Source organism: Paenarthrobacter sp. OM7 (assembly GCF_029873575.1).
In the GTDB taxonomy this organism is placed as follows: Bacteria; Actinomycetota; Actinomycetes; order Actinomycetales; family Micrococcaceae; genus Arthrobacter.
This window is the reverse complement of record NZ_CP123579.1, coordinates 1,378,891-1,401,740: the sequence shown is the minus strand read 5'-3', so window position 1 is coordinate 1,401,740 and position 22,850 is coordinate 1,378,891. Positions and strand designations below refer to the sequence as shown.

The 22,850-nt window shown below is 62.9% G+C and carries 21 protein-coding genes; 7 read left to right on the top strand and 14 right to left on the bottom strand.

Going from position 1 to position 22,850, the window contains the following annotated elements; translation table 11 throughout:
- Positions 1–28: 28 nt before the first annotated feature.
- The 13 genes from QEH68_RS06485 to QEH68_RS06425 form a co-directional block, all read right to left on the bottom strand.
- Positions 29–712: a DedA family protein gene (locus QEH68_RS06485; RefSeq protein ID WP_207597504.1), complete on the bottom strand. Its 684-nt coding sequence runs from the start codon at positions 710–712 to the stop codon at positions 29–31.
- Positions 713–904: 192 nt separating this feature from the next.
- Entirely contained in the window at positions 905–1,555 is a 651-nt protein-coding gene (locus QEH68_RS06480) for a DedA family protein (protein ID WP_207596773.1), read from the bottom strand.
- 88 nt (positions 1,556–1,643) lie between these two features.
- Complete coding sequence (locus QEH68_RS06475; RefSeq protein WP_280627438.1) at positions 1,644–2,954, bottom strand: thymidine phosphorylase; 1,311 nt, start codon at positions 2,952–2,954, stop codon at positions 1,644–1,646.
- Complete coding sequence (locus QEH68_RS06470) at positions 2,951–3,355, bottom strand: cytidine deaminase (protein ID WP_280627437.1); 405 nt, start codon at positions 3,353–3,355, stop codon at positions 2,951–2,953. The genes QEH68_RS06475 and QEH68_RS06470 overlap by 4 nt, the downstream gene beginning before the upstream one ends.
- Positions 3,356–3,357: 2 nt before the next feature.
- The gene (locus tag QEH68_RS06465; RefSeq protein ID WP_089594145.1) at positions 3,358–4,647 is read right to left on the bottom strand and encodes an ABC transporter permease; all 1,290 of its coding nucleotides are present in this window, start codon (positions 4,645–4,647) and stop codon (positions 3,358–3,360) included.
- The gene (locus QEH68_RS06460) at positions 4,644–5,999 is read right to left on the bottom strand and encodes an ABC transporter permease (RefSeq protein WP_280627436.1); all 1,356 of its coding nucleotides are present in this window, start codon (positions 5,997–5,999) and stop codon (positions 4,644–4,646) included. The genes QEH68_RS06465 and QEH68_RS06460 overlap by 4 nt, the downstream gene beginning before the upstream one ends.
- Entirely contained in the window at positions 5,992–7,509 is a 1,518-nt protein-coding gene (locus QEH68_RS06455; RefSeq protein WP_280627435.1) for an ABC transporter ATP-binding protein, read from the bottom strand. The genes QEH68_RS06460 and QEH68_RS06455 overlap by 8 nt, the downstream gene beginning before the upstream one ends.
- Positions 7,510–7,643: 134 nt before the next feature.
- Positions 7,644–8,882: a BMP family ABC transporter substrate-binding protein gene (locus QEH68_RS06450; protein ID WP_207596768.1), complete on the bottom strand. Its 1,239-nt coding sequence runs from the start codon at positions 8,880–8,882 to the stop codon at positions 7,644–7,646.
- 113 nt (positions 8,883–8,995) lie between these two features.
- Positions 8,996–10,009 (bottom strand): NADP-dependent oxidoreductase, encoded by a 1,014-nt coding sequence (locus tag QEH68_RS06445; protein WP_280627434.1) that lies wholly within the window; start codon positions 10,007–10,009, stop codon positions 8,996–8,998.
- Positions 10,006–10,437: an organic hydroperoxide resistance protein gene (locus QEH68_RS06440; protein ID WP_280627433.1), complete on the bottom strand. Its 432-nt coding sequence runs from the start codon at positions 10,435–10,437 to the stop codon at positions 10,006–10,008. Before QEH68_RS06440 ends, QEH68_RS06445 begins: the two co-directional genes overlap by 4 nt.
- Before the next feature lie 53 nt (positions 10,438–10,490).
- Entirely contained in the window at positions 10,491–10,925 is a 435-nt protein-coding gene (locus tag QEH68_RS06435; RefSeq protein ID WP_207596765.1) for a MarR family transcriptional regulator, read from the bottom strand.
- 123 nt (positions 10,926–11,048) lie between these two features.
- Positions 11,049–12,254, bottom strand: a complete 1,206-nt coding sequence (locus QEH68_RS06430; RefSeq protein WP_024820064.1) for an amidohydrolase — start codon at positions 12,252–12,254, stop codon at positions 11,049–11,051.
- Between the two features lie 110 nt (positions 12,255–12,364).
- Positions 12,365–13,498 carry a sugar phosphate nucleotidyltransferase gene (locus QEH68_RS06425; protein WP_207596764.1) on the bottom strand — a complete coding sequence of 378 codons (1,134 nt, stop codon included), beginning with the start codon at positions 13,496–13,498 and terminating at the stop codon, positions 12,365–12,367.
- Positions 13,499–13,796: 298 nt separating this feature from the next.
- Here QEH68_RS06425 and sdhC point away from each other — a divergent pair, with 298 nt between their 5' ends.
- From sdhC to QEH68_RS06400, 5 genes are all read left to right on the top strand, one after another.
- Positions 13,797–14,132, top strand: coding sequence for a succinate dehydrogenase, cytochrome b556 subunit (sdhC, locus tag QEH68_RS06420; RefSeq protein ID WP_231343329.1), 336 nt, complete (start codon positions 13,797–13,799; stop codon positions 14,130–14,132).
- Positions 14,133–14,135: 3 nt separating this feature from the next.
- On the top strand, positions 14,136–14,597 hold the full coding sequence (locus tag QEH68_RS06415) for a succinate dehydrogenase hydrophobic membrane anchor subunit (protein WP_017197835.1): 462 nt from the start codon (positions 14,136–14,138) through the stop codon (positions 14,595–14,597).
- Positions 14,598–14,694: 97 nt separating this feature from the next.
- Complete coding sequence (gene sdhA / locus QEH68_RS06410) at positions 14,695–16,494, top strand: succinate dehydrogenase flavoprotein subunit (RefSeq protein WP_207596763.1); 1,800 nt, start codon at positions 14,695–14,697, stop codon at positions 16,492–16,494.
- Complete coding sequence (locus tag QEH68_RS06405) at positions 16,494–17,276, top strand: succinate dehydrogenase iron-sulfur subunit (RefSeq protein ID WP_026542862.1); 783 nt, start codon at positions 16,494–16,496, stop codon at positions 17,274–17,276. Before sdhA ends, QEH68_RS06405 begins: the two co-directional genes overlap by 1 nt.
- A 143-nt stretch (positions 17,277–17,419) precedes the next feature.
- Complete coding sequence (locus tag QEH68_RS06400; RefSeq protein ID WP_280627432.1) at positions 17,420–18,187, top strand: alpha/beta fold hydrolase; 768 nt, start codon at positions 17,420–17,422, stop codon at positions 18,185–18,187.
- A 97-nt stretch (positions 18,188–18,284) separates the two neighbouring features.
- On the opposite strand, the gene QEH68_RS06395 is transcribed toward QEH68_RS06400, so the two are convergent.
- Positions 18,285–19,586: a sugar ABC transporter substrate-binding protein gene (locus QEH68_RS06395; protein ID WP_280627431.1), complete on the bottom strand. Its 1,302-nt coding sequence runs from the start codon at positions 19,584–19,586 to the stop codon at positions 18,285–18,287.
- A gap of 111 nt (positions 19,587–19,697) precedes the next feature.
- On the opposite strand from QEH68_RS06395, the gene QEH68_RS06390 reads away from it, so the two are divergent.
- Complete coding sequence (locus QEH68_RS06390) at positions 19,698–20,618, top strand: glycoside hydrolase family 43 protein (protein WP_280627430.1); 921 nt, start codon at positions 19,698–19,700, stop codon at positions 20,616–20,618.
- Positions 20,615–22,828: a hypothetical protein gene (locus tag QEH68_RS06385; protein ID WP_280627429.1), complete on the top strand. Its 2,214-nt coding sequence runs from the start codon at positions 20,615–20,617 to the stop codon at positions 22,826–22,828. The genes QEH68_RS06390 and QEH68_RS06385 overlap by 4 nt, the downstream gene beginning before the upstream one ends.
- Positions 22,829–22,850: the final 22 nt, after the last annotated feature.

Genomic DNA, 22,850 nt, shown 5'->3' with positions numbered 1-22,850 from the left:
GCCGCTCTGGCTGGTACTGCCGGTCGCCTTAGCTGGCGGGCTTGGAGAGGTCGACGCCGGCGATCGCCTTTTCCGCGGGATCGACAGCTGTCACTTCGGTGCTGGCAGCAGCCTCCCTGGCGAGGTCCTTCTTCTCCAGGTATTTGTGCCACCAACGGAGGGCGTGATCCACCACAATGCCCAGGACCACGGCGAAGGCAACCGCGATGCCGACTCCCAGGAGCGGGTTGTGGTGCACCCACTGGCCCGCGAGGAGGCCGATACCGATGGAGTAGCCTACCCACGTGATGCAGGCGAAGGCGTCCAACCAGAAGAAAGTCCGGTGGCGGAAGCCGGTTTGTCCGGCCACGTAGTTCACCGCTACGCGGCCCCAGGGAATGTAGCGGGCCGTGAAGATGAGGACCGCGCCGCGCTTATCCAGCTCATACTGCGCCCAGGCGAACATCTTCTGGACCTTGGGCCGGCGCATCCACTTCCAGCGGGTGAGGCCGATCTTCCGGCCCAGCAAGTAGGCCATGTTGTCGCCTGCCATGGCACCTACCAGTGCGGTGGCTCCCAGGATCCACAGGTTGGGCTCTCCGCTGTGAAGGGACAGCGCCGAGAGGCCAACGATGGCTGTTTCGCTGGGAAGGATGGTGGCAAATCCGTCAATGAAGAAGAAGACCAGCAGGACCGGGTATATCCAGGGCTGCCCGGCTGCATGCTCGAGCATTTGGTTCAAAAACTCCACGCGGCGGTAGCTCCTAGACGAATATGACTTGACGGTGTGACGGAAGTCGCTCTAGTGTCCCACGGCCGGGACGTCGTTCGCTACGTCCCAGCCTTGGGATCACACGCTTAACGCTATAGGGGCTGATAAGGTGCCGTCGTCAACCGCCGGGCTGATCTTCCGGGGCCGGAGGCGTCATACCGTGGGTGGAGTCGGAGCGTCTTCCTCGGGGATGTTCTTGCCGTCCAACGGCACTGATCCACGGACTTTGCTGATGATCCGATCGATGATGATGCCCAGGATCACGGCAACCACGATCGCTATGACGGCGCCCAGGAGATGGTTGTCCTCGAACCAGACTCCAAAGAAGTAGCCCAGGATCACCGAATACGTGGCCCACAGGACGGCGGACATGGCAGTAAGGGCCACGAAGCGTCGGTGGTGGAAGTGTGTGGCACCGGCCGTCAGGTTGACGGCCACCCTGCCAATGGGGATGAAGCGGGCCACCATGATGAGCGAGGCCGACCGGCGTCGGAGTTCCTTGCCTGCCCAACGGAAGGCGCCCTGCATCCGCTGCGTGCGCATCCACCGCCACCGCTGGATCCCTATGCGGCGGCCGATGATGTACGCGATGTTGTCCCCCGAGAACGCTCCCAAGGCTGCCATCACGCCGAGCAGCCATACATTGGGCGCGCCGCTGCTCCCGGACACGGCACTCAGGCCCACCACCACGGATTCGCTCGGAATGGGTGGGAAGAAGCCATCTATCACGCAGCAGGCCAACACCAGGAACAACACCCATGGCTGCTCCGCCGCGGCGAGGATGAAATCGTTGATGCCCTGCACGGTTTCCTTACGGTAGCCGGCTCCCCCACAGGCGCCGGATGACTGGTGTTCCGGGCCGTTCTTGCCGAACGGCCCGGAACACTTAAGCCTAGGCGATGCGGTCGATGATGAGCTGATGTGCCGGGCGTGACCCCTCGGGCGCGATCACCACGGCATCCTGGAGCGCTTCCTTGGCCCGTTCAAACTTCCCGGGAGTGTCCGTCAGGAGTGTCATCAGAGGCTCCCCCGCACGGACCAATGCGCCCGGTTTGGCGTGCATGCGGACACCGGCACCGGCTTGGACCTGGTCCTCCTTGCGGGCCCGCCCGGCGCCCAGGCGCCAGGCCGCAACACCGACAGAAAGCGCATCCAGTTCCACCAGGACACCGTCCGCGGGAGCATAGACAACCTCGGATTCCTTGGCCACCGGCAGCGCAGCACGCGGGTCGCCACCCTGTGCTTCGATCATCCGGTTCCAGACATCCATGGCACGGCCGTCCTTCAAGGCAGCCGCGGGGTCGGCGTCGTGGATGCCGGCGCCGGCCAGCATCTCCTCAGCCAGGCGGACAGTCAGTTCGACGACGTCTTCCGGGCCGCCGCCGGCAAGGACCTCCACGGATTCCTCAACTTCGATCGCGTTTCCGGCGGTCAAACCCAACGGCGTGGACATATCTGTCATCAGGGCGACGGTGTGCACACCGGCATCCTTGCCCAGGGCCACCATGGTCTCGGCAAGCTCGCGGGCCCGTGCCTCATCCTTCATGAAGGCACCGGAACCCACCTTGACGTCCAGCACCAAGGAGCCCGTGCCTTCGGCGATCTTCTTGCTCATGATCGAGGAAGCAATCAACGGGATCGCCTCCACCGTGCCCGTGACATCACGCAGCGCGTAGAGCTTCTTGTCGGCAGGAGCCAGCCCGGAACCTGCCGCGCAGATGACTGCACCCACGTCCTGGAGCTGGGCCATGATCTCGTCGCTGCTCAGGTTGGCGCGCCACCCGGGGATGGCTTCGAGCTTGTCCAACGTTCCACCCGTGTGGCCCAGCCCGCGGCCTGAGAGCTGAGGAACTGCGACGCCGAACACGGCAACGAGCGGCGCCAGGGGGAGCGTGATCTTGTCCCCGACCCCACCGGTGGAGTGTTTGTCGCTGGTAGCCTTGCGTCCGCCGTCGGGCCTTGTCAGGGACGAAAAGTCCATCCGCTCGCCCGAGGCGATCATGGCGGACGTCCACCGCGAAATCTCGGCGCGGTCCATTCCGTTGAGCAGGATGGCCATGTTCAGCGCGGCCATTTGTTCCTCGGCGATGACACCCCGGGTGTAGGCATCAATGGTCCAGTCGATCTGCTCGGGAGTGAGGGTGCCTTTGTCGCGCTTGATGGAGATGATCTGGACGGCGTCGAACGCTTCAGTGTTGGTCACGTGGTTTCCTCCAGGTTTTCGGGACCGAAGGCATCAGGGAGCACCTGGTCCATGGTTTTGATTCCCTGCGTGGTCATGAGCTGCATGCCGGGCGCCCGGAACTCGTAGAGCAACTGCCGGCACCGGCCGCACGGCATGAGGACGTTGCCCTGCCCGTCCACGCAATAGAACGCGGCGAGCCGGCCACCGCCTGTCATGTGGAGCTGCCCAACAAGTGCGCATTCGGCGCAGAGGGTCAGCCCGTAGCTGGCGTTCTCCACATTGCAGCCAGTAACGATCCGACCATCCTCGGTGAGGGCCGCAGCGCCCACCGGGAACTTGGAGTAGGGCGCATAGGCGTGGCGCATGGCCTGCTGTGCTGCCTCTTCCAGTGCCTGCCAATCGATGTCATCCGCAGGCATCGTCAACCCTTCACGTACGGTATGCCGCTTGCGGCCGGTGGCCGCGACTTACCCACCAAACCGGCGACGGCGAAGATGGTCACCAAGTACGGCAGCATGGCCATGAACTGGCTGGGCACCGGTGTACCGATGATGCCCAGGATGGATTGCAGGTTGTACGCGAAGCCGAACAGCAGCGATGCCAGGAACGCGCCGATCGGGTTCCACCGGCCAAAGATCAAGGCTGCCAAGGCGATGAAGCCTCGGCCGCCGGAGATGTCCTTGGTGAAGGAATCGATGGTCACCAGGGTGAAGACTGCGCCACCGATACCTGCGATGGCACCACCCAGGGTGACGTTCCAGAAGCGGGTGGCGTTGACATTGATACCCAGGGTGTCGGCAGCCTGCGGGTGCTCGCCGACGGCGCGGACCCGCAGGCCCCACCGGGTCTTGAACAGGCCGAACCACACCACGGCCACGGCAATGTACATGAGGTAGCCGGCAATGGACTGCTCAAACAGGATGGGCCCGATGATGGGGATGTCCGAGAGCAGCGGGATCGGCAGGATGTCCAGGCGCCCCGGGGTGTTGAACTGCTCCTTGTTGGGGACCATCAGCGTGCCGTAAAGGAAGCCGGTGAGGCCGGAGACCAGCACGTTGAGGACAACGCCCACAATGATCTGGTTGACCAGGTATTTGATGCTGAAGACCGCCAGGACCATGGAGACCGCGGCCCCGGCAGCAGCCGCCGCGATCAGGCCGATATAGGGGCTGCCCGTCATGGTGGCTACCAGCGCGGCGGTGAAGGCGCCGCCCAGGAGTTGTCCCTCAATAGCGATGTTCACCACGCCCACGCGCTCACACAACACCCCTGACAATGAACCGAAGACCAGAGGTACGGCCAGTGTTACCGACCCCGCTACGAGGCCTGCCAGCGAAATGGACGGCTGCCGTGCGCCGGCCACGATCCAGACGAGCAACGCGAACACGAATACCACGGCAAAGGCAATGGGCAGCCACTTGGGTGAACGCTCCCCCTGCGTCCAGAGGTAGATGGAGTAGGCGGCCATAGCCAGCAGCAGGATGCCGAAGACCACCCCGCCCACCTGCCCCGGAATCATGAGCGCCGGGACGGCGACGGCGTCACCGGCGTCGCTGATCTTCATCTCGGCTGTCTGGTCCGGACCCAGGAAGCCGAAGAAGACCAAGGCTATGAGGGCAAGGATGCCGAGCGAGAGCGGGACTTTCATGGAAGGCCGGAACGCCGGCAGGGCCGTTGAACCCGACTTCGGAGCGGTGGTTGTCGCGCTCATTTGGCACCTCCGGAGGCGTTGACGAGGGCAGCCTTGGGAGCCGCCTTAGGTGTCTTGTTCTTCTTCTTGGGTTCAAGCCGGAAAATCGACCGGATGAGTGGAGGTGCCGCGATGAAGAGCACGATCAAGGACTGCACCACCAGCACGATGTCGATGGGCGTTCCCGTCTGGATCTGCATCTGCACTGCCCCTGCGCGGAAGGCTCCGAACAGCAGGCCGGCGAAGAACGCCCCCCACGGCGTGCTGCGTCCCAGCAGGGCAACCGTGATGGCGTCGAAGCCGATCTGGGCAGCGACGCCGCCGGTCAGCACCTTTTCCGTACCGGCAACCTGGGCAATACCGCCGAAAGCGGCGAGGGCACCGGCCATGGCCATCACCAGGATGGTGGCGCGGGATACCTTGACGCCGGCGGTCCGTGCAGCGATGGGGTTGGCGCCGACAGCACGGAATTCGAAGCCGATCGTGGACCGGTTCAACAGCCACCACACGCCGAAGGTCAGCGCTATGGCCACCAGGAATCCCACGTGGAGACGGGAGCCGGGGATGAGGACGGGATACGTTGCCGACTCGTCCAGGCGTGGCGAGATGGGGCTGTTGTCCCCCGGACGCCGGAACGCAGCAGTGTTCAGCAGGAAGTCCAGCAGGAACAAGGCCACGTAGTTCAGCATGATGGTGACGATCACCTCGTGTGCACCGGTCCGTGCTTTGAGGATGCCAACGATGGCACCCCAAAGTGCACCACCCAGGACCCCCATGATGATGACCACCAGCAGGTGCAGGCCGAACGGCAAGTGCCAGGCGAACCCTGCGTAGGCAGCCAGCGTGGCGCTGATGATGATCTGTCCCTGTGCGCCGATGTTGAACAGGCCGGCGCGGAAGGCCAAGGCAACACCAAGGCCTGCACAGATCAGCGGGGTTGCCACCGTCATGGTTTCAAGCAGCGGCTGCAGTCCCTGCCGGGGGTTGAAGATCGACCCCTGGAAAAGGGCAACATAGCTCTCGGTCATGGCAGACCACAACGCGCTGAGGAAGTCCGTGGGCCGGGCGAACAAGTAGCCTGCGGTTTTGGCAACCTGGGCGTCCGTGCTGGCAATCAGCAGGCCACCCAGGAACAGTGCCACGATGACGGCCAGGACGGACACGAAGCCGTTGCCCATCACGATGCGGCGCATAAGGCTGCCCTGCTGAGCTCCGGAATCGCCGCTTTGGGAAGACACCGGAACGATGGATGGTTCCAGCATGCCTCCCGCGGTATCAAGTGAGACATCTGCCGCACGGAGGTCCGCTGTGGACTGGTCCTCAGCGGGCAGGGCGGGTGTTGGTTCGCTCTTGGACTGATCCTTCTCAGTCATCAGAGCCTCCTTCCGGGCCGACGCCGGCCATCATCAAGCCAAGGGTGTCGCGGGGCGTTCCGGCGGGGACGATGCCCACGAGCTTGCCCTTGTAGAGCACGGCAATCCGGTCCGCGAGTTCGATGACCTCATCAAGTTCAGTGGAAACGATCATGACCGGCGTACCGACGTCGCGTTCGGCAACGATGCGCTTGTGCAGGAACTCGATGGAGCCGACATCCACGCCACGGGTCGGCTGGCTCGCGATGAACAACCGCAAGGGCCTGGACAGCTCCCGCGCCATGACCACTTTCTGCTGGTTTCCGCCGGACAGTGTTCCAGCGGCCGACCCCGCAGAGGGAGTCCGGATATCGAATTCTTCGATCTTGGCCTTGGCATGTTCAGCAACCTTGCCCGGCTTCATGCTGATGCCGCTGGCAAAAGGTGCTTGGTCATACAGGTCAAGCACCAGGTTTTCGGCGACCGAGAAAGGTCCAACCAGTCCATCCACAGTGCGGTCCTCTGGGACAAAGCCGACGCCCGAACGCAGCACTTCCTTGACCGGAAGGCCCAGCAGTTGCTTGCCGTCCAGGGTCACCGAACCTGTGACGTGCTCCTGCACGCCCAGGATGGCTTCGGTCAGTTCCGTTTGGCCATTGCCTTGGACACCCGCGACGGCGAGGATCTCACCTTGGGCGATGTCGAAACTGATCCCGTCCACCACGTTGGTGCCGTTGGCAGCGCGGACCGTCAGGTTTTCCACCACGAACGTGGTTTCCTTCGGCTGCGCGGGTGCCTTGTCCAGGCTCAGGCTGACAGGGCGGCCCACCATCATGGATGCCAGTTCGGTGGCGGAGGCCGTGGGAGGCGCATCCCCCACTACTTTGCCGCGGCGAATGACGGTGATGACGTCGGAGACAGCCTTCACCTCACGCAGCTTGTGCGAGATGAAGACGATGGACGTGCCACCGGCTTTGAGCTGCCGCATGATGTCCAGAAGTTCATCGGTTTCCTGCGGCGTCAGCACTGCGGTGGGCTCGTCCAGGATGAGGACCTTGGCTTCGCGGACCAGTGCCTTGATGATCTCGACACGTTGCTGGACGCCCACGGGCAGGTCCTCCACCAAGGCGTCGGGATCCACGTCAAAGCCGTATTTATCAGAGATTTCCCGAATCTTCTTCCGGGTTTCGTCCATGCTGAGCACACCGCCGAACGAGGTCGGCTCCGCACCGAGGGCCACGTTTTCCGCCACCGTGAAGACGGGGACCAGCATGAAGTGCTGGTGCACCATACCGATGCCGGCCGCCATGGCATCACCGGGGCCGCGGAAACTGACCGGCTGGTCATTGACCAGGATCTGGCCGGCTGTGGGCTCGTACAGCCCGTACAGCACGTTCATAAGGGTTGATTTTCCGGCACCGTTTTCGCCGAGAAGGCAATGGATCTGGCCGGATTCGACCACGAGGTCGATGTCTTGGTTGGCGTAGAAGGTCCCGAAGGCTTTCGAGATCCCCTTCAATTCGAGTTTCACAACTCCCACCGTTCTGTGAGTCCGAGGGACGGCTGTACTGCTCCAAAGCCACTGGCTTTGAGCCCAGCGTAGTCAGGGCAAAAACGCGCCGCCAGTACCGGGGCTCGGTACTGGCGGCGCGTCCAGGAATTGATTTACTTCTTGGGGCTCGCTGCCGATTCGACAACCAGCTTGCCGGAGACGATGTCAGCCTTCAGGGCATCGAGCTCGGACTTGGTTTCAGCGGTGACAGCGGAGTCAAGATCGTGGAACGGAGCGATGGCAACGCCATCGTTCTCCAAGGTGCCGACGTAGGCTGCGTTGTTGAACTTGCCTTCCGTGTCATCCTTCACCACGGCTTCAACAGCTTCGCCCATCTGCTTGACCACGGAGGTCAGCATGAGGTCCTTGTACTCAGGAGCGGTGAGGTAGCCATCGGAGTCAACCCAGATGAGCTTGACGTCCTTGCCGGCTGCCTTGGCTTCCTTCAGCGCAGCGCCTGCGCCCTTACCAACAGGTCCGGCGACAGGCATGATGATGTCCGCGCCCTGGTCCAGCAGGTTGATGGTGACCTGCTTGCCCGTGTCCTGCTTCTCGAAGTCACCCGTGAACGAACCGTCCTGGGTGGTCTTGTCCCAGCCAACAACCTGGACGGTCTTGTTCTTGGCCTTGTTGTAGGCCTGGACGCCGTCGTAGAAGCCGTCCATGAAGATGGTGACCGTGGGGATCTTGATGCCGCCGAAGGTACCTACCTTGCCGGTCTTGGAGGTGGCCGCAGCCGCGTATCCGGCCAGGTATGCCGCCTGCGCCGTGTCGTAGACGATCGGCTTGACGTTGGCGATCGGAGTCTCGTACGTGTAGTCGACGATCGCGAAGTGCTTGTCGGTGTTCTTCTCGGCGGCGGCCTTGGTGGCATCGCCCAGGAGGAAGCCAACGGTCACCGTGAGGTTGCAGCCGGCGGAGATCATGCCGTTGAGGTTGGTTTCGAAGTCGCTGTTGGCCTTCGATTCGGCCGACTTTACCGTGATGCCCAAATCCGTCTCGGCCTTCTTGAGGCCTTCGAACGAGGACTGGTTGAAGGACTGGTCATCGAATCCGCCGGAGTCGGACACGATGCATCCAACAAAGTCGCTCTTGGTAGCGGTGCCGGATCCGGCGTCGGGGGCCTGTCCGCAGCCGGTCAGCAGGAGCGCTGCTGCGCCGACTGTGGCAACACCGGCCATTGAACCGCGCTTCAGGGTGGCACGCAGTGGTTTCTTCAATTTTCCTCCAGGAAGAAAGTGTTTGGCGCTACGACGGATGGTCAATGAGTGTCCGTTTCCTATACCTGAGGCAGAAATTCTGTTTTCACTGATGCTCGCAGCTGCGCCGAAGCGCATTGATGAAACCCACACTAGTGGCCTGGAACACACCCAGCTACCACAATTGATCACTCCAGGTCAGATTGTTGACCTTTTGTTACCAAGCAGTAGCTGGGTGCGCAAGTCACACGCGATTCACCTGTGGATCAGAGGCGGACAAGCATCTTTCCGGTGTTGGCGCCATCCAGGAGGTCGATGAAGGCCTGTGGTGCATTTTCCAAGCCGTCGACGATCGTTTCGTCATAGCTGACGCTGCCGTCGGCGAGCCAGCCGGCCATCTTCTGCGCGAATTCAGCGGCGTGCTGCCGTTGTCCACCCACCAGGAATCCGCGCAGTGTCAGCTGCTTGCCGATCGCCACGGCCAGGTTCCTTGGCGCCACCGGGGGCTCGGTGGAGTTGTACTGCGCAATGGCTCCACACATGGCAACCCGGCCACCGACGGTGAGGGTGGCCAACGCGGCTTCCAAGTGCTCCCCGCCGACGTTGTCGAAGTACACATCGATGCCGCGCTCCCCCGCAGCTGCCTTCAGCTGCTCCAGCACGGGCGCATCGTTGTAGTTGAAGGCAGCATCAAATCCAAGCTCCAGCAGCCGGGCTACCTTCTCCGGCGATCCTGCACTGCCGATGACCTTGGAGGCGCCCATGGCCTTGGCGATCTGGCCCACCATTGAGCCGACTGCACCTGCCGCGCCGGAGACGAACACCACGTCGCCTTCCTTGAACTCTGCCACCTTGAGCAGTCCGGCATAGGCAGTCAGGCCGGTCATGCCCAGGGCGCCAAGGAACGCGGAGGTTGGGGCCAGTCCCGACAGAACCGGAGTGGTTGCCGCGGCGTCCACTACGGCGTGCTCACGCCAGCCGAGTTGATGCACGACGACGTCACCCACCTTGTGCGCGTCGGACCGGGACGCGATGACCTCACCTACCGCACCGCCGTCGAGCGCTGCATCGAGGCGGAACGGCGCCGAGTAGGACTTGACGTCGTTCATGCGGCCACGCATGTAGGGGTCCACTGACATGAACTGGTTCTTCACCAGGAGCTGTCCCTCGGCGAGCTCGGGGAGCTGCGCTGTTGCCAGCCGGAAATTCTCCGGAACCGGACGGCCCACCGGGCGGGAAGCAAGCTGGATTTCGCGGGTTTCGGTAGTGGCGGCGCTCATGCTGCGAACTCCACGAGCTTGAGGTCTACGTCCATGTTGCCGCGGGTGGCGTTGGAGTACGGGCAGATCTGGTGCGCCTTGACCATCAACTCTTCAGCGGTGGTGCGGTCCAGGGCAGGCAGCGCGATCTCGAGTTCTGCAGCCAGGCCGTAGCCTTCGCTGTCAGTCAGTGCACCGAAGTGGATCTTGGCGGCAACGGCGGAATCACTGAGGTCAACACGTTCCTTGCGGCCCACCAAGCGCAACGCGGAGTGGAAGCAGGCTGCGTAGCCGGCGGCGAAAAGCTGCTCGGGGTTGGTGCCTTCACCGTTGCCACCGAGTTCCACGGGGCTGGCGAGTGCTACATCCAGTTTGCCGTCATTGGTGCGGGCGTTGCCGTCGCGGCCTTCGCCGGAGGCCAGTGCCTCGGCAGTGTAGAGAGTCTTCATGGTGTTTCCGTTTCTCTTCGGGAATGGACGTCTCGGGATTTTCCGGGAGTTTGTCAGAGTGAGCCGTTGAGGGCTTTCGTGAGCTTGCCGAGGGTGGCGTGGAGTTGTTCGATCTCACCGGCAGAAAGTCCGGCGGCGTCCGCGAGGCGCTGGGGCACAGCCTGGGCACGGTCGCTCAAGGCGGTCCCGGCGTCGGTCAAGATCACGTCCACGCGGCGCTCGTCCTCGGCGGACCGGCGGCGTTCCACCAACCCCAGGCCCTCAAGGCGCTTCAGGAGGGGCGACAATGTGCCTGAATCAAGTCCCAGTTCGGCGCCGAGGTCGCGAACACTCCGCGGCTCCTGCTCCCACAGCACCAGCATCACCAGGTACTGCGGGTACGTCAGGCCAAGGTCCTCCAGCACGGGGCGGTAGACCGCCGTCGCGGCTTTGGACGCCGAATACAGCGCAAAGCAGACCTGGTGGCGGAGGCGGGGTGCATCACTCATGGATAAAACGATAGTGCACAATTCAATTGTGCACAACTTATCTGCGCCGACCGCACCCAACTGAGCCGCAGTTAAGTGCGTTTTGAGGCGGTCAAAACGCACTTAACTGCGGCTTGGTTGGGTCTACTGCTCGAGGTCGCGGATGGTGCGCAGGGCGGCGGCGGTCAGGACGCGGATGGCGTAGCCCAGGGCACGCTCATCCACGATGAAGTCACCACGGTGGAGATCGTATTCTTCGCCGCCGGGGGTGTGCGTGCCCAAGCGCATCATGGCACCTGGGAGGTCTGCCAGGAACCAGGCAAAGTCCTCGCCTCCCATGGACTGAGGCGTGAGCACCACAGCGTTTTCACCCAGCTCAGCGCGGGCGGAAGCTTCGATGAGGGCGGTCTCGTGCTCGGAGTTGACCACAGGCGGCACGCCACGGGTGTGTTCGAGGTGGACGTCCACGCCGTACGGCGCAGCAACTTGCCGGACGACGTCGTCCAGCAGCTCCCCCGCGCTGTGCCAGGCATCGCGGTCGAGGCAACGCATGGTGCCGGCCATGTAACCGGAGCCGGGGATGGCATTGGGGGCAGAGCCTGCGGAGATCTGGCCCCAGACAACGGACACGCCACTGCGGACGTCCACCCGGCGGGAAAGGACGGCCGGAACATTGACCGCTATTTGGGCCAGCGCGAACACAAGGTCCTCGGTCAGGTGTGGCCTGGACGTGTGGCCGCCCCGGCCGGAAAGCTCAATCTTGATGGTGTCCGAGGCAGAGGTAATCGCCCCGATGCGGGTGCCGATCTGGCCCACGTTGATCCGGGGATCGCAGTGCAGCGCAAGGATGCGCGGCACACCCTCAAGGACTCCCTGCTCAATGCAGGACAGCGCCCCACCCGGCATGGTTTCCTCGGCCGGCTGGAAGATGATCCGGACTGTGCCGCCCAGAGGATTGTTCTTGTGCATCCGCTGCAGCGTCAAGGCAATGCCGAGCATGGCGGTGGTGTGGACGTCGTGCCCGCAAGCATGGGTAACGCCATGGTTCTTCGAAGCGAAGGGCAGGCCGGTCTCCTCGATGATCGGCAGTGCGTCGATGTCGCCACGGAGGGCGGTGGCAATGGGGCCCTCGCCCACGTCAACCGTCAGCCCGGTCTCCTCCAGCCGCCGCGGCTTCAGTCCTGCCGCTTCGAGCCGCTCCACGAGTTTGTCCGTAGTGCGGAATTCCTTGAAGGAGAGTTCGGGGTGCGCATGGAGGTCACGCCGGAATTCGATGAGTCCGGGCAGCAGTTCATCAACCCAAGGACTCACAACGGGAGCGGGCTCGGTTTCAGTCGTGTAATTGCGCACGTCACAACTCTAGCCATCCGCGGCACGCAAAGAACGAAAGCCACCTCTTGGTTACGCTGCGTTCAGGCGCAGGACAACCAAAGAGGTGGCTCACGGTATAAGGAGCTGCGTTACAGCACGTCCGTATCGCCGCTGGCTTTGAGGGCGTCAACGGTCCCCTTGACCAATTGCGCGTGTTCCTTGGTGGTGACCAGGAGCGCGTCCGGGGTGTCCACGATGACCACGTCCTTGATGCCGATCAGGGCGATGACGCGCTTGGTGTCGGAGACCACCACGCCGCTGGCATTCTCCGCGAACACACGGGCGCCTTCACCGAGCACGGTCACCTCGTCCACATCGCCGGCATTGTTGAGGCGGCCGATCGCAGCGAAGTCGCCAACGTCGTCCCAACGGAAAGTGCCAGGCACGACGGCGACATCGCCGGCTGCCGCTGCGGGCTCGGCCACGGCATAGTCGATCGCGATCTTGGGCAACGTGGGCCACACCCGCGCGGTGACTTCGGCGCGCTGGGGAGTGTCCCAGGCCTCTGCGATTTCCTGGAGGCCCTTGAACAGTTCGGGCTGGTTGGCTTCAAGGTGCTTCAGCATGAGCGCCACGGGAGCAACGAACATGCCCGCGTTCCAGACGTAGTCCCCTGCTTCTACATATTTATTGGCGACTTCCTGGCTTGGCTTCTCCACGAACTCAGCCACCGCCAGCGCGTTCGGTGCGCCTTCCACGTTGAGGGCAGCGCCGGAACGGATGTAGCCAAAACCGGTGGAGGGGTGCGTGGGCTTAATGCCGATGGTGACGATCTTGCCCATGGCGGCCGTGTAGATGGCCTCGCGCACCGTTTCCTGGAAAAGATGGTCCGGGCTGATGACCTGGTCCGCTGCGAAGGAGCCCATGATGGTGTCCGGGTCGCGGCGGTACAGGATGGCAGCGGCCAGTCCAATCGCAGCACCGGAGTCCTTGGGCTCGCTCTCGAGCACCAGTTCGTCGTCCCCGATTTCAGGGAGCTGGCGGCAAACAGCGGCACGGTGGGCCTCGCCTGTCACTACGAGCACCCTTTCACCGGCCAGCGGCTCCAGGCGGTCATAGGTGGCCCTCAACAACGTACTGCCGGAACCGGTCAGGTCGTGGAGGAACTTGGGCGCAGCGGCCCGCGAGAGCGGCCACAACCGGGTCCCCACACCGCCGGCCGGAATAACCGCATGGAAGCGGTTCATGGGCGATTCCGGGTATTTCGCGTCTTCTGTACTCACCGCAACACTTTATCCGACGCAAGCGCGAAGCCCCGCAGTACGCCACGCATGTGGCGTTCGTCTCAGGGACTGGGCAAAATCGCCTGAATACTGGCAGGAAACATGGAATTAACAAGGAGAGAAGCCCGTCCTAAATTGAATATGCTGTGAGCGAAGCCTAGATTTAGGCGTGAGCTACGAGTGCTCTCGCAGCAGGCGTTCCCCCCGCGTGGATCCCATGCCAGCGCCGCTGTGTTGCAGGAAGGTTTAATCAGTGCCGACAAAACCAGCTGGCACCTTGTACCGCGGCCGTGAAGGCATGTGGTCCTGGGTTGGACATCGTATTACCGGTGTAGTGATCTTTTTCTTCTTGTTGGTCCATGTGTTGGACACCTCATTGGTGCGCGTGTCCCCTGAGGCCTACACGGCCGTCATTGGTGCTTACAAGAACCCCCTCATGGCCCTGGGGGAAACGGGCCTGGTCGCTGCGATCATTTTCCACGCCTTCAACGGCCTGCGCGTGATTGCCATCGACTTCTGGAAGAAGGGCGCCAAGTACCAGCGCCAGATGCTGTGGATCGTGCTTGCGCTGTGGCTGGTCACGTTCGCCGGCTTCGCCATCCGCCACCTTTCCCTCGCGCTGGGAGGCCACTAAGCCATGACAACCATCGAATCCCCGCGCAGCGGAAAAATCGCCCCGAAGTACAACCGCACCGGCTCCAGCCGGGGCAACTTCGAGATGATCGCCTGGCTCTTCATGCGCCTTTCCGGCATCGTCCTGGTGGTGCTGATCTTCGGCCACCTCTTCGTGAACCTGCTGGTAGGCGAAGGCATCCACGCGATCGACTTCGGCTTTGTTGCCGGCAAGTGGGCAGATCCGTTCTGGCAGTTCTGGGACCTCGCCATGCTGTGGCTTGCCATGCTGCACGGAACCAACGGCGTCCGCACCATCATCAACGACTACGCCGAGAAGGATTCCACGCGCTTCTGGCTCAAGATGGTCCTCTACGCGGCCACCCTGGTCATCATCATCCTGGGCACGCTGGTGATCTTCACCTTCAACCCGTGCCCTGTTGTTGACGGCGTTCAGCTTCCTGGCGGATTCTGCCCGGCCCCGTAGCAGCGTTTCCGGTGGCTCTGCGGAGTGAACCGGTTCGCCTGACGTAGCGGAGCAGCCTCCGCAGACCATCTGAATTTTGAAAGAGAGAGCATCTGGTATGCAGGTCCATAAGTACGACGTCGTTATTGTCGGTGCAGGTGGCGCCGGCATGCGCGCCGCGATCGAGTCCGGTCAGCGCGCACGCACAGCGGTACTGACCAAGCTCTACCCCACCCGTTCGCACACCGGTGCAGCCCAGGGTGGAATGTGTGCAGCACTGGCCAACGTCGAAGAAGACAACTGGGAATGGCACACCTTTGACACCATCAAGGGTGGCGACTACCTGGTTGACCAGGACGCAGCCGAGGTCATGGCGAAGGAAGCCATCGACGCCGTGCTGGACCTGGAAAAGATGGGCCTGCCGTTCAACCGCACGCCCGAAGGCCGCATTGACCAGCGCCGTTTCGGTGGCCACACCCGTGACCACGGCAAGGCTCCCGTCCGCCGTGCTTGTTATGCAGCCGACCGTACGGGCCACATGATCCTGCAGACGCTGTACCAAAACTGCGTCAAGCACAACGTTGAGTTCTACAACGAGTACTACGTTCTGGACCTGCTGATCGTCGAAGAAGACGCAGTGCGCGAAGACGGTACCCCGTACAAGCAGAAGCGCGTTGCCGGCGTGGTCTCCTACGACCTCGCTTCCGGCGAACTTCACGTCTTCCAGGCCAAGTCCGTGGTGTTCGCCTCGGGCGGCGCCGGCAAGGTCTTCAAGACCACGTCCAACGCCCACACCCTCACGGGTGACGGCATGGGCATTGCCTTCCGCCGCGGCATCCCCCTGGAAGACATGGAGTTCTTCCAGTTCCACCCGACCGGCCTCGCCGGCCTGGGCATCCTCCTCACCGAGGGTGCACGTGGTGAAGGTGCCATCCTGCGCAACTCAGAGGGTGAGCGCTTCATGGAACGCTACGCCCCCACCATCAAGGACCTCGCACCCCGTGACATCGTGGCCCGTGCCATGGCGAACGAAGTGCGCGAAGGCCGCGGTTGCGGCCCTAACAAGGACTATGTCCTCCTGGACCTGACCCACCTTGAGCCGGCTCACATCGAAGCCAAGCTTCCGGACATCACGGAGTTCGCCCGCACCTACCTTGGTGTGGAACCGTTCACCGATCCGGTTCCCGTGTTCCCCACGGCGCACTACGCCATGGGTGGCATCCCCACCAACATCACCACGGAAGTGCTCCAGGACAACGACACGATCGTCCCGGGCCTTTACGCAGCCGGTGAAGTTGCTTGTGTGTCCGTGCACGGCTCCAACCGCCTCGGCACCAACTCGCTCCTGGACATCAACGTGTTCGGCAAGCGCGCGGGCATCGCTGCTGCGGAGTACGCCAAGACGGCCGACTACGTCGAGCTGCCCGAGGACCCCGAGGCAATGACCCGCGGCATCCTGGACGGCCTGCTCACCGGCAACGGCACCGAGCGTGTTGCGCAGATCCGCAAGGAACTGCAGGACACCATGGACGCCAACATGCAGGTGTTCCGTACCAAGGAATCCCTGGAACAGGTCCTTCGCGACATCGCTTCCTTCGAGGAGCGGTACAAGCACGTCACCGTTCAGGACAAGGGCAAGCGCTTCAACCTTGACCTCCTGGAAGCCGTGGAACTGGGCTTCCTCCTGGACATGGCCAAGGTCATGACTGTTGGTGCACTGCACCGTGAAGAGTCCCGCGGCGGCCACTACCGCGAAGACTTCCCGGACCGCAATGACGAGAAGTTCATGAAGCACTCCATGGCCTACCTGGACACCTCCGTCACCGTCGACTCCTCGGCGGAATCCGTCGCGGGCATCCGTCTTGAGACGAAGCCCGTTATCTTCACCCGTTACGAGCCGATGGAGCGTAAGTACTAATGACGACCGAAATGGCAGAGCCCGCTTCCAAGATCGAGCTCCCGGCAAGTGTTGCCGGCGACGGTGAAATCCCCACGTTCCACATCACGCTCCGCGTGCGCCGCTACGATCCCGAAATTTCGGACGAGGCACGCTGGGATGACTACAAGCTGACCATGTATGGCACGGACCGCGTGTTGGATGCCCTCCACAAGGTCAAGTGGGAGATCGACGGCAGCGTTTCCTTCCGCCGCTCCTGCGCCCACGGTGTCTGTGGTTCAGACGCCATGCGCATCAACGGCCGCAACCGCCTCGCCTGCAAGACGCTGCTGAAGGACCTGGACACCACCAAGCCCATCACCGTCGAGCCGATCAAGGGCCTCCCCGTGGAGAAGGACCTGATCGTGGATATGGAACCCTTCTTCCAGTCCTTCCGCGAAGTCATGCCGTTCCTTATCAACAAGGGCCACGAGCCCACCAAGGAACGCCTGCAGTCCGTTGAGGACCGTGAGCGCTTTGATGACACCACCAAGTGCATCCTGTGCGCCGCTTGCACCTCATCCTGCCCGGTCTTCTGGACCGACGGCCAGTACTTTGGTCCGGCAGCGATCGTCAACGCGCACCGCTTCATCTTCGATTCCCGTGATGATGCCGGCGACATGCGCCTTGAGATCCTCAACGACAAAGAAGGCGTGTGGCGCTGCCGCACCACCTTCAACTGCTCGGAAGCCTGCCCCCGTGGCATCCAGGTGACCCAGGCAATCGCAGAGGTCAAGCAGGCCATCCTGTCCCGCAAGATCTAGTTCGCGTTTCGTACAAGAACAACCACGACGACGGCGCCACTCACCACTGCTGGTGAGGGGCGCCGTCGTCGTTAACCAAGTGTCGAAGCCAGCCGCCGCCGGATCCGTCACGGAAAACGCCACCGCAATGCAAGGAGATCAGCGTGTCACGCTCTGAAAAGATCAGCTTCACGGGAAGTACCGGCGACACCCTGGCCGGCATCGTGGACGTCCCGGAAGGGCCCCTCCGCGGCTGGGGCTTGTACTCACACGGACTGACCCTCGGCAAGGACAGCCCCGCCGCTTCCCGCATCTGCAAGGGATTGGCTGAGCAGGGCGTCGGCATGCTGCGTTTCGACAACCTGGGTTTGGGCGGTTCTGCCGGTGAATGGTCAGCGGGATCGTTCAGCGTGAAGGTGGCCGACACCATCCTGGCCGCGGAGTTCATGAGGGAGCAGGGCCGGGGAATCTCCTTGCTGGTGGGCCACTCCTTCGGCGGTGCAGCCGTGTTGGCCGCAGCCCGCGACGTCCCTGGCCTGAACGCCGTGGTGACCGTTGCCGCACCGTACGAGCCCAAGCACGTCGAGCACATGTTCGACACGGAGATTGAGGACATCCTGCGCGACGGCAGCGCCGTGGTTGACCTCGGCGGACGTCCCATGGAGGTACGCCGCCACTTTGTGGAGGACGTGGAACGCGCCGACTTGCGCGACTGCATTCGCACCCTTCACAAGCCGCTGATGGTGATGCACTCCCCCACCGACAACACCGTGGGGATCGACAACGCCAGCGAGATCTTCCGTACGGCCCGGCACCCCCGGAGTTTCATCTCCCTGGAGGGCAGCGAGCATCTCCTTACCGGAAAGGGCCAGGCCGCACGGGTTGCGCGCATCATCGGAGCGTGGGCGGACCCCTACCTGGAAGTCAGCTAGGTCCGCGACGCCGGCTGAGGGCCCAGCCGCCCATGTAGGTAACAGCAAACGCTCCACTGACGCCTCAGTAGAGCATTTGCTGTCACCTAGTTGGGTACTACTTGCCGATGGCCGCTTTACTCTCGCTCAGCCACTGCTCTGCTGCCTTCTTCGGGCTCAACCGCTTGAAGAGGACTTCGGTGTTGATGCGGGCCGTGATCTCGGAGACCGCCGTGGAACCGGTGGGACCGATGAACGTTGGCGCGAAGTCCATCTTGCCGATCTGGTCGATATAGGCGGCTTCCACTTTTCCCTGGGGCGTCAGGAGGTCCTGGATGGCCGTGCGCATGCCGGAGTTGCTGGGCACCCCGCGGTCGCTCTGGATGATTTTTGCTGCGGCCTCATTGTTCACCAGGAAACTGACCAGCTTGGCGGCAGCATCCGCGTGCTTGCTCCGGGCTGAAATGGTGTAGAACTGCGAAGACTGGAGCCAGATCCCGGGTGTGGGCGTCTCGCCAGGCAGTTTAAGCAGTTTCAAGTCTGCACCGGAGGCCTTGCTGAGGGCAGTCAGTGAGTTGGTCCAGGTCAACATCATGCCGGCCTGGCCCATGCCCATGAGTGTCTGCTCGGTGCTGACGTTGAGCTTCTCCACCGTCTCCGAGGCGCTGGGAGCGGCGCCTGATTCACTGAGTTTCACCGAGAAATCGAAATAATCCCGCACGGTGTCCTTGTCCAGACCCAACTGGCCGTCCTGGGTATAGAGGGACTTCCCGCGCTGTCGGGCGAAGGCATCCAGCGAGTCATGCGTCAGGACGGTAGCGGTGCCGTAGGTCCCCTTGGGACTCTTGGCTGTGATGTCCTCTGCCGTCTTGGCGAAATCGTCCCAGGACCATTTGCTGTCATCCGGCAAGGCAACACCCGCAGCCTGGAACACGGCAGGGTTGACGACGATGGCCAGGGCGTTGGCACCGGTGGAGACGCCGTACTGCTTGCCCTGGACCTGCCCATTTTCCAGTGCTCCCTGGTCCATCTTGGACAGATCCAGCGAACCCTCCACCTTGGACAGATCCAGGAGGGCGCCACGGTTGGCGTACTCGGCCGGGTAGGCGCCACCCATGGTGATGACGTCAGGGGCATCGTTGGCTGCAACTTGGGTGGCCAGCTTGTCGAAGTAGCCGCCGATGTCGCCGTATTCCGGCTTGACCTTGATATTGGGGTTGGCCGCCTCGAATTCCTTGATGGCCTTGTTGGTGAGGTCGGCCCGGGTGGCGTTGCCCCACCACGAGAACCTGATCTCCACTGGCCCATCTTCCGGCTGGTTGGAGGAGGGGCTGGAGCAGGCCGCAGTGAGGCCCAGCATGCTGACGGCTGCTACGAAAGCGATGGACTTACGGAGATGTCGGAGAGATTTACGCGTCATTGGGTAAGCTTCTTTCAGGCTCAAGAAAACGGTTCCTGAAACGTATCAAGGCGGTGTATATTCGTCAATAGTTTGGAATATGAACTATTTGGATCCGTCAAGGAGGACGCAGTGGACCTACGATTGAACCAGATCCAGATCCGGGACCCCTTCGTGCTGACCCAGCCCACGTCCGGCGATTATCTCCTGTTCGGCAGCACGGACAAAAACATCTGGTCAGGACAGGCCACTGGATTCGACTGTTATCGAAGCAGCGACCTGCTCACCTGGCAGGGCCCCCTTGAGGCGTTCAGGCCGCCGCGCGGATTTTGGAGCCAGGAGCAGTACTGGGCCCCCGAAGTCCATGAGTACCAAGGGCGCTTCTTCATGTTCGCCACCTTCATTGCGCCCGGGCGCCTCCGCGGAACGCAGATACTGGCAGCAGACAAGCCCGAGGGTCCCTACGAACCATGGAGCGACGGTCCGGTCACGCCCGGAAATTGGCAATGCTTGGACGGCACGCTCCATGTGGACGACGACGGAACGCCGTGGTTGGTCTTCTGCCATGAATGGAAGCAGGTGCACGACGGCGCCATGATGGCCCAGCGCCTCGACCCGGACCTGCGCAGCGCCAAGGGCGTGCCGGTGTTCCTTTTCAGCGCATCGGAGGCTCCTTGGTCCCGCGCCCTTGATGTCCCATCCGTCCGGGACCGCGGGTTTCCTGTGTATGTCACCGATGGTCCGTTCCTCTTCCGGCTTTCAAGCGGAAAACTCATCATGCTGTGGTCCAGCTTCGGTGACAACGGTTACGCCATGGGGATTGCCCGCAGCGAATCAGGGACAGTGCTGGGCCCCTGGAAGCAAGAGCCCGATCCTCTCTGGAGCGCAGATGGCGGCCATGGAATGATTGGCCGCCACCTGGACGGAAGCCTGTTCCTGACGTTGCACCAGCCAAACGAAACTCCCTACGAACGGGCAGCGTTCTTCCCGCTCCTTGAACTTGAGGACACCGTGACGCTCGCCGGCGTCATCCCTTCAGAAAGGCTGACATGAACCCGCCACACCCCGCTATTGATCGCAAGGCACTGGTCCGGCGGCACAACGTCCGGCAGCAGCAACTGGATCCTCGCAGCCCCGTCTCCGTCGGCAACGGCGAGTTCGCCTTCACCGTGGACCTCACCGGGCTGCAGTCATTACCCACCGACTACCCCGTGGGCGCACGTGACGACCTGCCACCCGGGACACTCCTGGGAACGCAAGCGCAGTGGGGCTGGCACTCCGTTCCACCACCCCACCCCTACCACCTCGCTGGATCCACCGTCCTTTACGATTCGCCCCGCGGCCCAGTCCCTTACGTGGACATGGTGGGTGACATCGTGAACGATCGTGAAACCGACACCTCCGTGGCGGAAACGTGGCTCAGGTCGAACGCGCACCGGCTGGACTTGGGGCGCATCGGCTTTCGCTGGCTGCACGATGGCACCGAGCGTCCGTTGAATGCAGCGGACATCACTGACACGGAACAAACACTGGACCTCTGGACAGGAGCCATCACCAGCCTGTTCACAGTGGCAGGTCACCGGGTGAAAGTGACGACGGCGTGCCACCCGGACCGGGATGAGCTCGGCTTCCGTGTGGAGTCCACTGCGCTTGGTGGCGGATTGTTTGTCGGCGTCGGCTTCCCCTACGGGTCCGAGGCCTGGCATGACGCCGCGGACTGGGATCGACCGGATGCCCACACCACCACGCTCAGTGGACCGTCACCAGTGGGAAACAACGGATCCACAGCATGGACCGCCCAGCGCGAACTGGACGATTCCCGCTACGAGGTGGTGATCACTGGTCAGAGCCTGGCCGTGGTACAGGCCGGTCAGCATGATCTCCGCATCGCCCCGGCGTCGCCTGGAACACCGGGCAGCGATACGGTGCTGGACTTCTCCGTGGCGTTCGTGTCGGCCGGGGATGGCGACTGTATCGCGAGGGGCAACAACAGGCCAGCCAACCACGCCCACCAGCCGGAGGGCCCTGCGGAGGCGCGGACCGGCGTCGCACTTTCACCGGCACGTTCAATCTTCGAAGCATCCGCCGCCTACTGGCCTGAGTTCTGGTCCTCGGGCGGGGCGATCGAGCTCGATGCCACCGATGATCCGCGCGCCAAGGAATTGGAACGCCGGATTGTGTTGTCCCAATACCTCACGGCGATTAATTGCGCGGGTTCCTTGCCGCCGCAGGAAACGGGGCTCGTGTGCAACTCGTGGCGTGGCCGCTTCCATCTGGAGATGCACTGGTGGCATGCGGCCCACTTTGCGTACTGGAACCGTGTGGAGCTGCTCCTGCCGTCGTTGCGGTGGTACTCCACGGTGTTGGAGACTTCACGGCAGACGGCCAAAGCGCAAGGATTCGACGGCGTTCGCTGGCCCAAGCAGGTGGGGCCGGACGGTCGGGAGAGCCCCAGTCCGATCGGCACATTCCTCATTTGGCAGCAGCCGCACCCCATCCACCTGGCCGAACTGGTGTATCGGGCCAACCCCAGCTGCGACGTCCTGAAAGAGTTCGCGGAGATCGTCTTTGAGACAGCTGCTTTCATGGCCGGCTTTGCCCACCCCACCTCGCGGGGATTCGAGCTGGGGCCACCCCTGATCCCGGCGCAGGAAAGCTACGGGTCCATCCGGTCCAAGGTCACCAACCCCACCTTCGAGCTGGCCTACTGGCAGTGGGGCCTGCGCACGGCTTCAGCGTGGCGGGAGCGTCTGGGCCTGGAACCGGTGCCTGGATGGTCCGACGTAGCAGAGGGCATGGTTCCTCCGCGGGTGATCGGCGGCGTGTACGCAGCGATCGATAGTGAACCCTTCACCATCCGCACCGACCATCCGTCCATGCTGTGCGCCCTCGGAGTCCTCCCGCTGACAGACATCATCGATCCGGAGATCATGCGGGCAACACTCTCGGGCGTGCTGTCCGACTGGGACTGGGGCAGCACCTGGGGCTGGGATTACCCAGTGATGGCCATGACCGCAGCACGGCTTGAGGACCCGGAGGCCGCAGTGGATGCGCTCCTCCTCAGCGCGGGCAAGAACACGGTCCTGCCCAACGGGCACAACCGGCAGACGGACTCGTTGCCGCTCTACCTGCCAGGAAATGGTGGGCTGCTGGCCGCTGTCGCTCTCATGGCAGCTGGATGGGACAACGGTCCGGACCGCCACGCCCCCGGGTTTCCGGCCGACTGGACCGTGGCTTGGGAAGGGCTGGTGCAAGCACCCTAGCCTCAGCCCAGGGGACACGCCC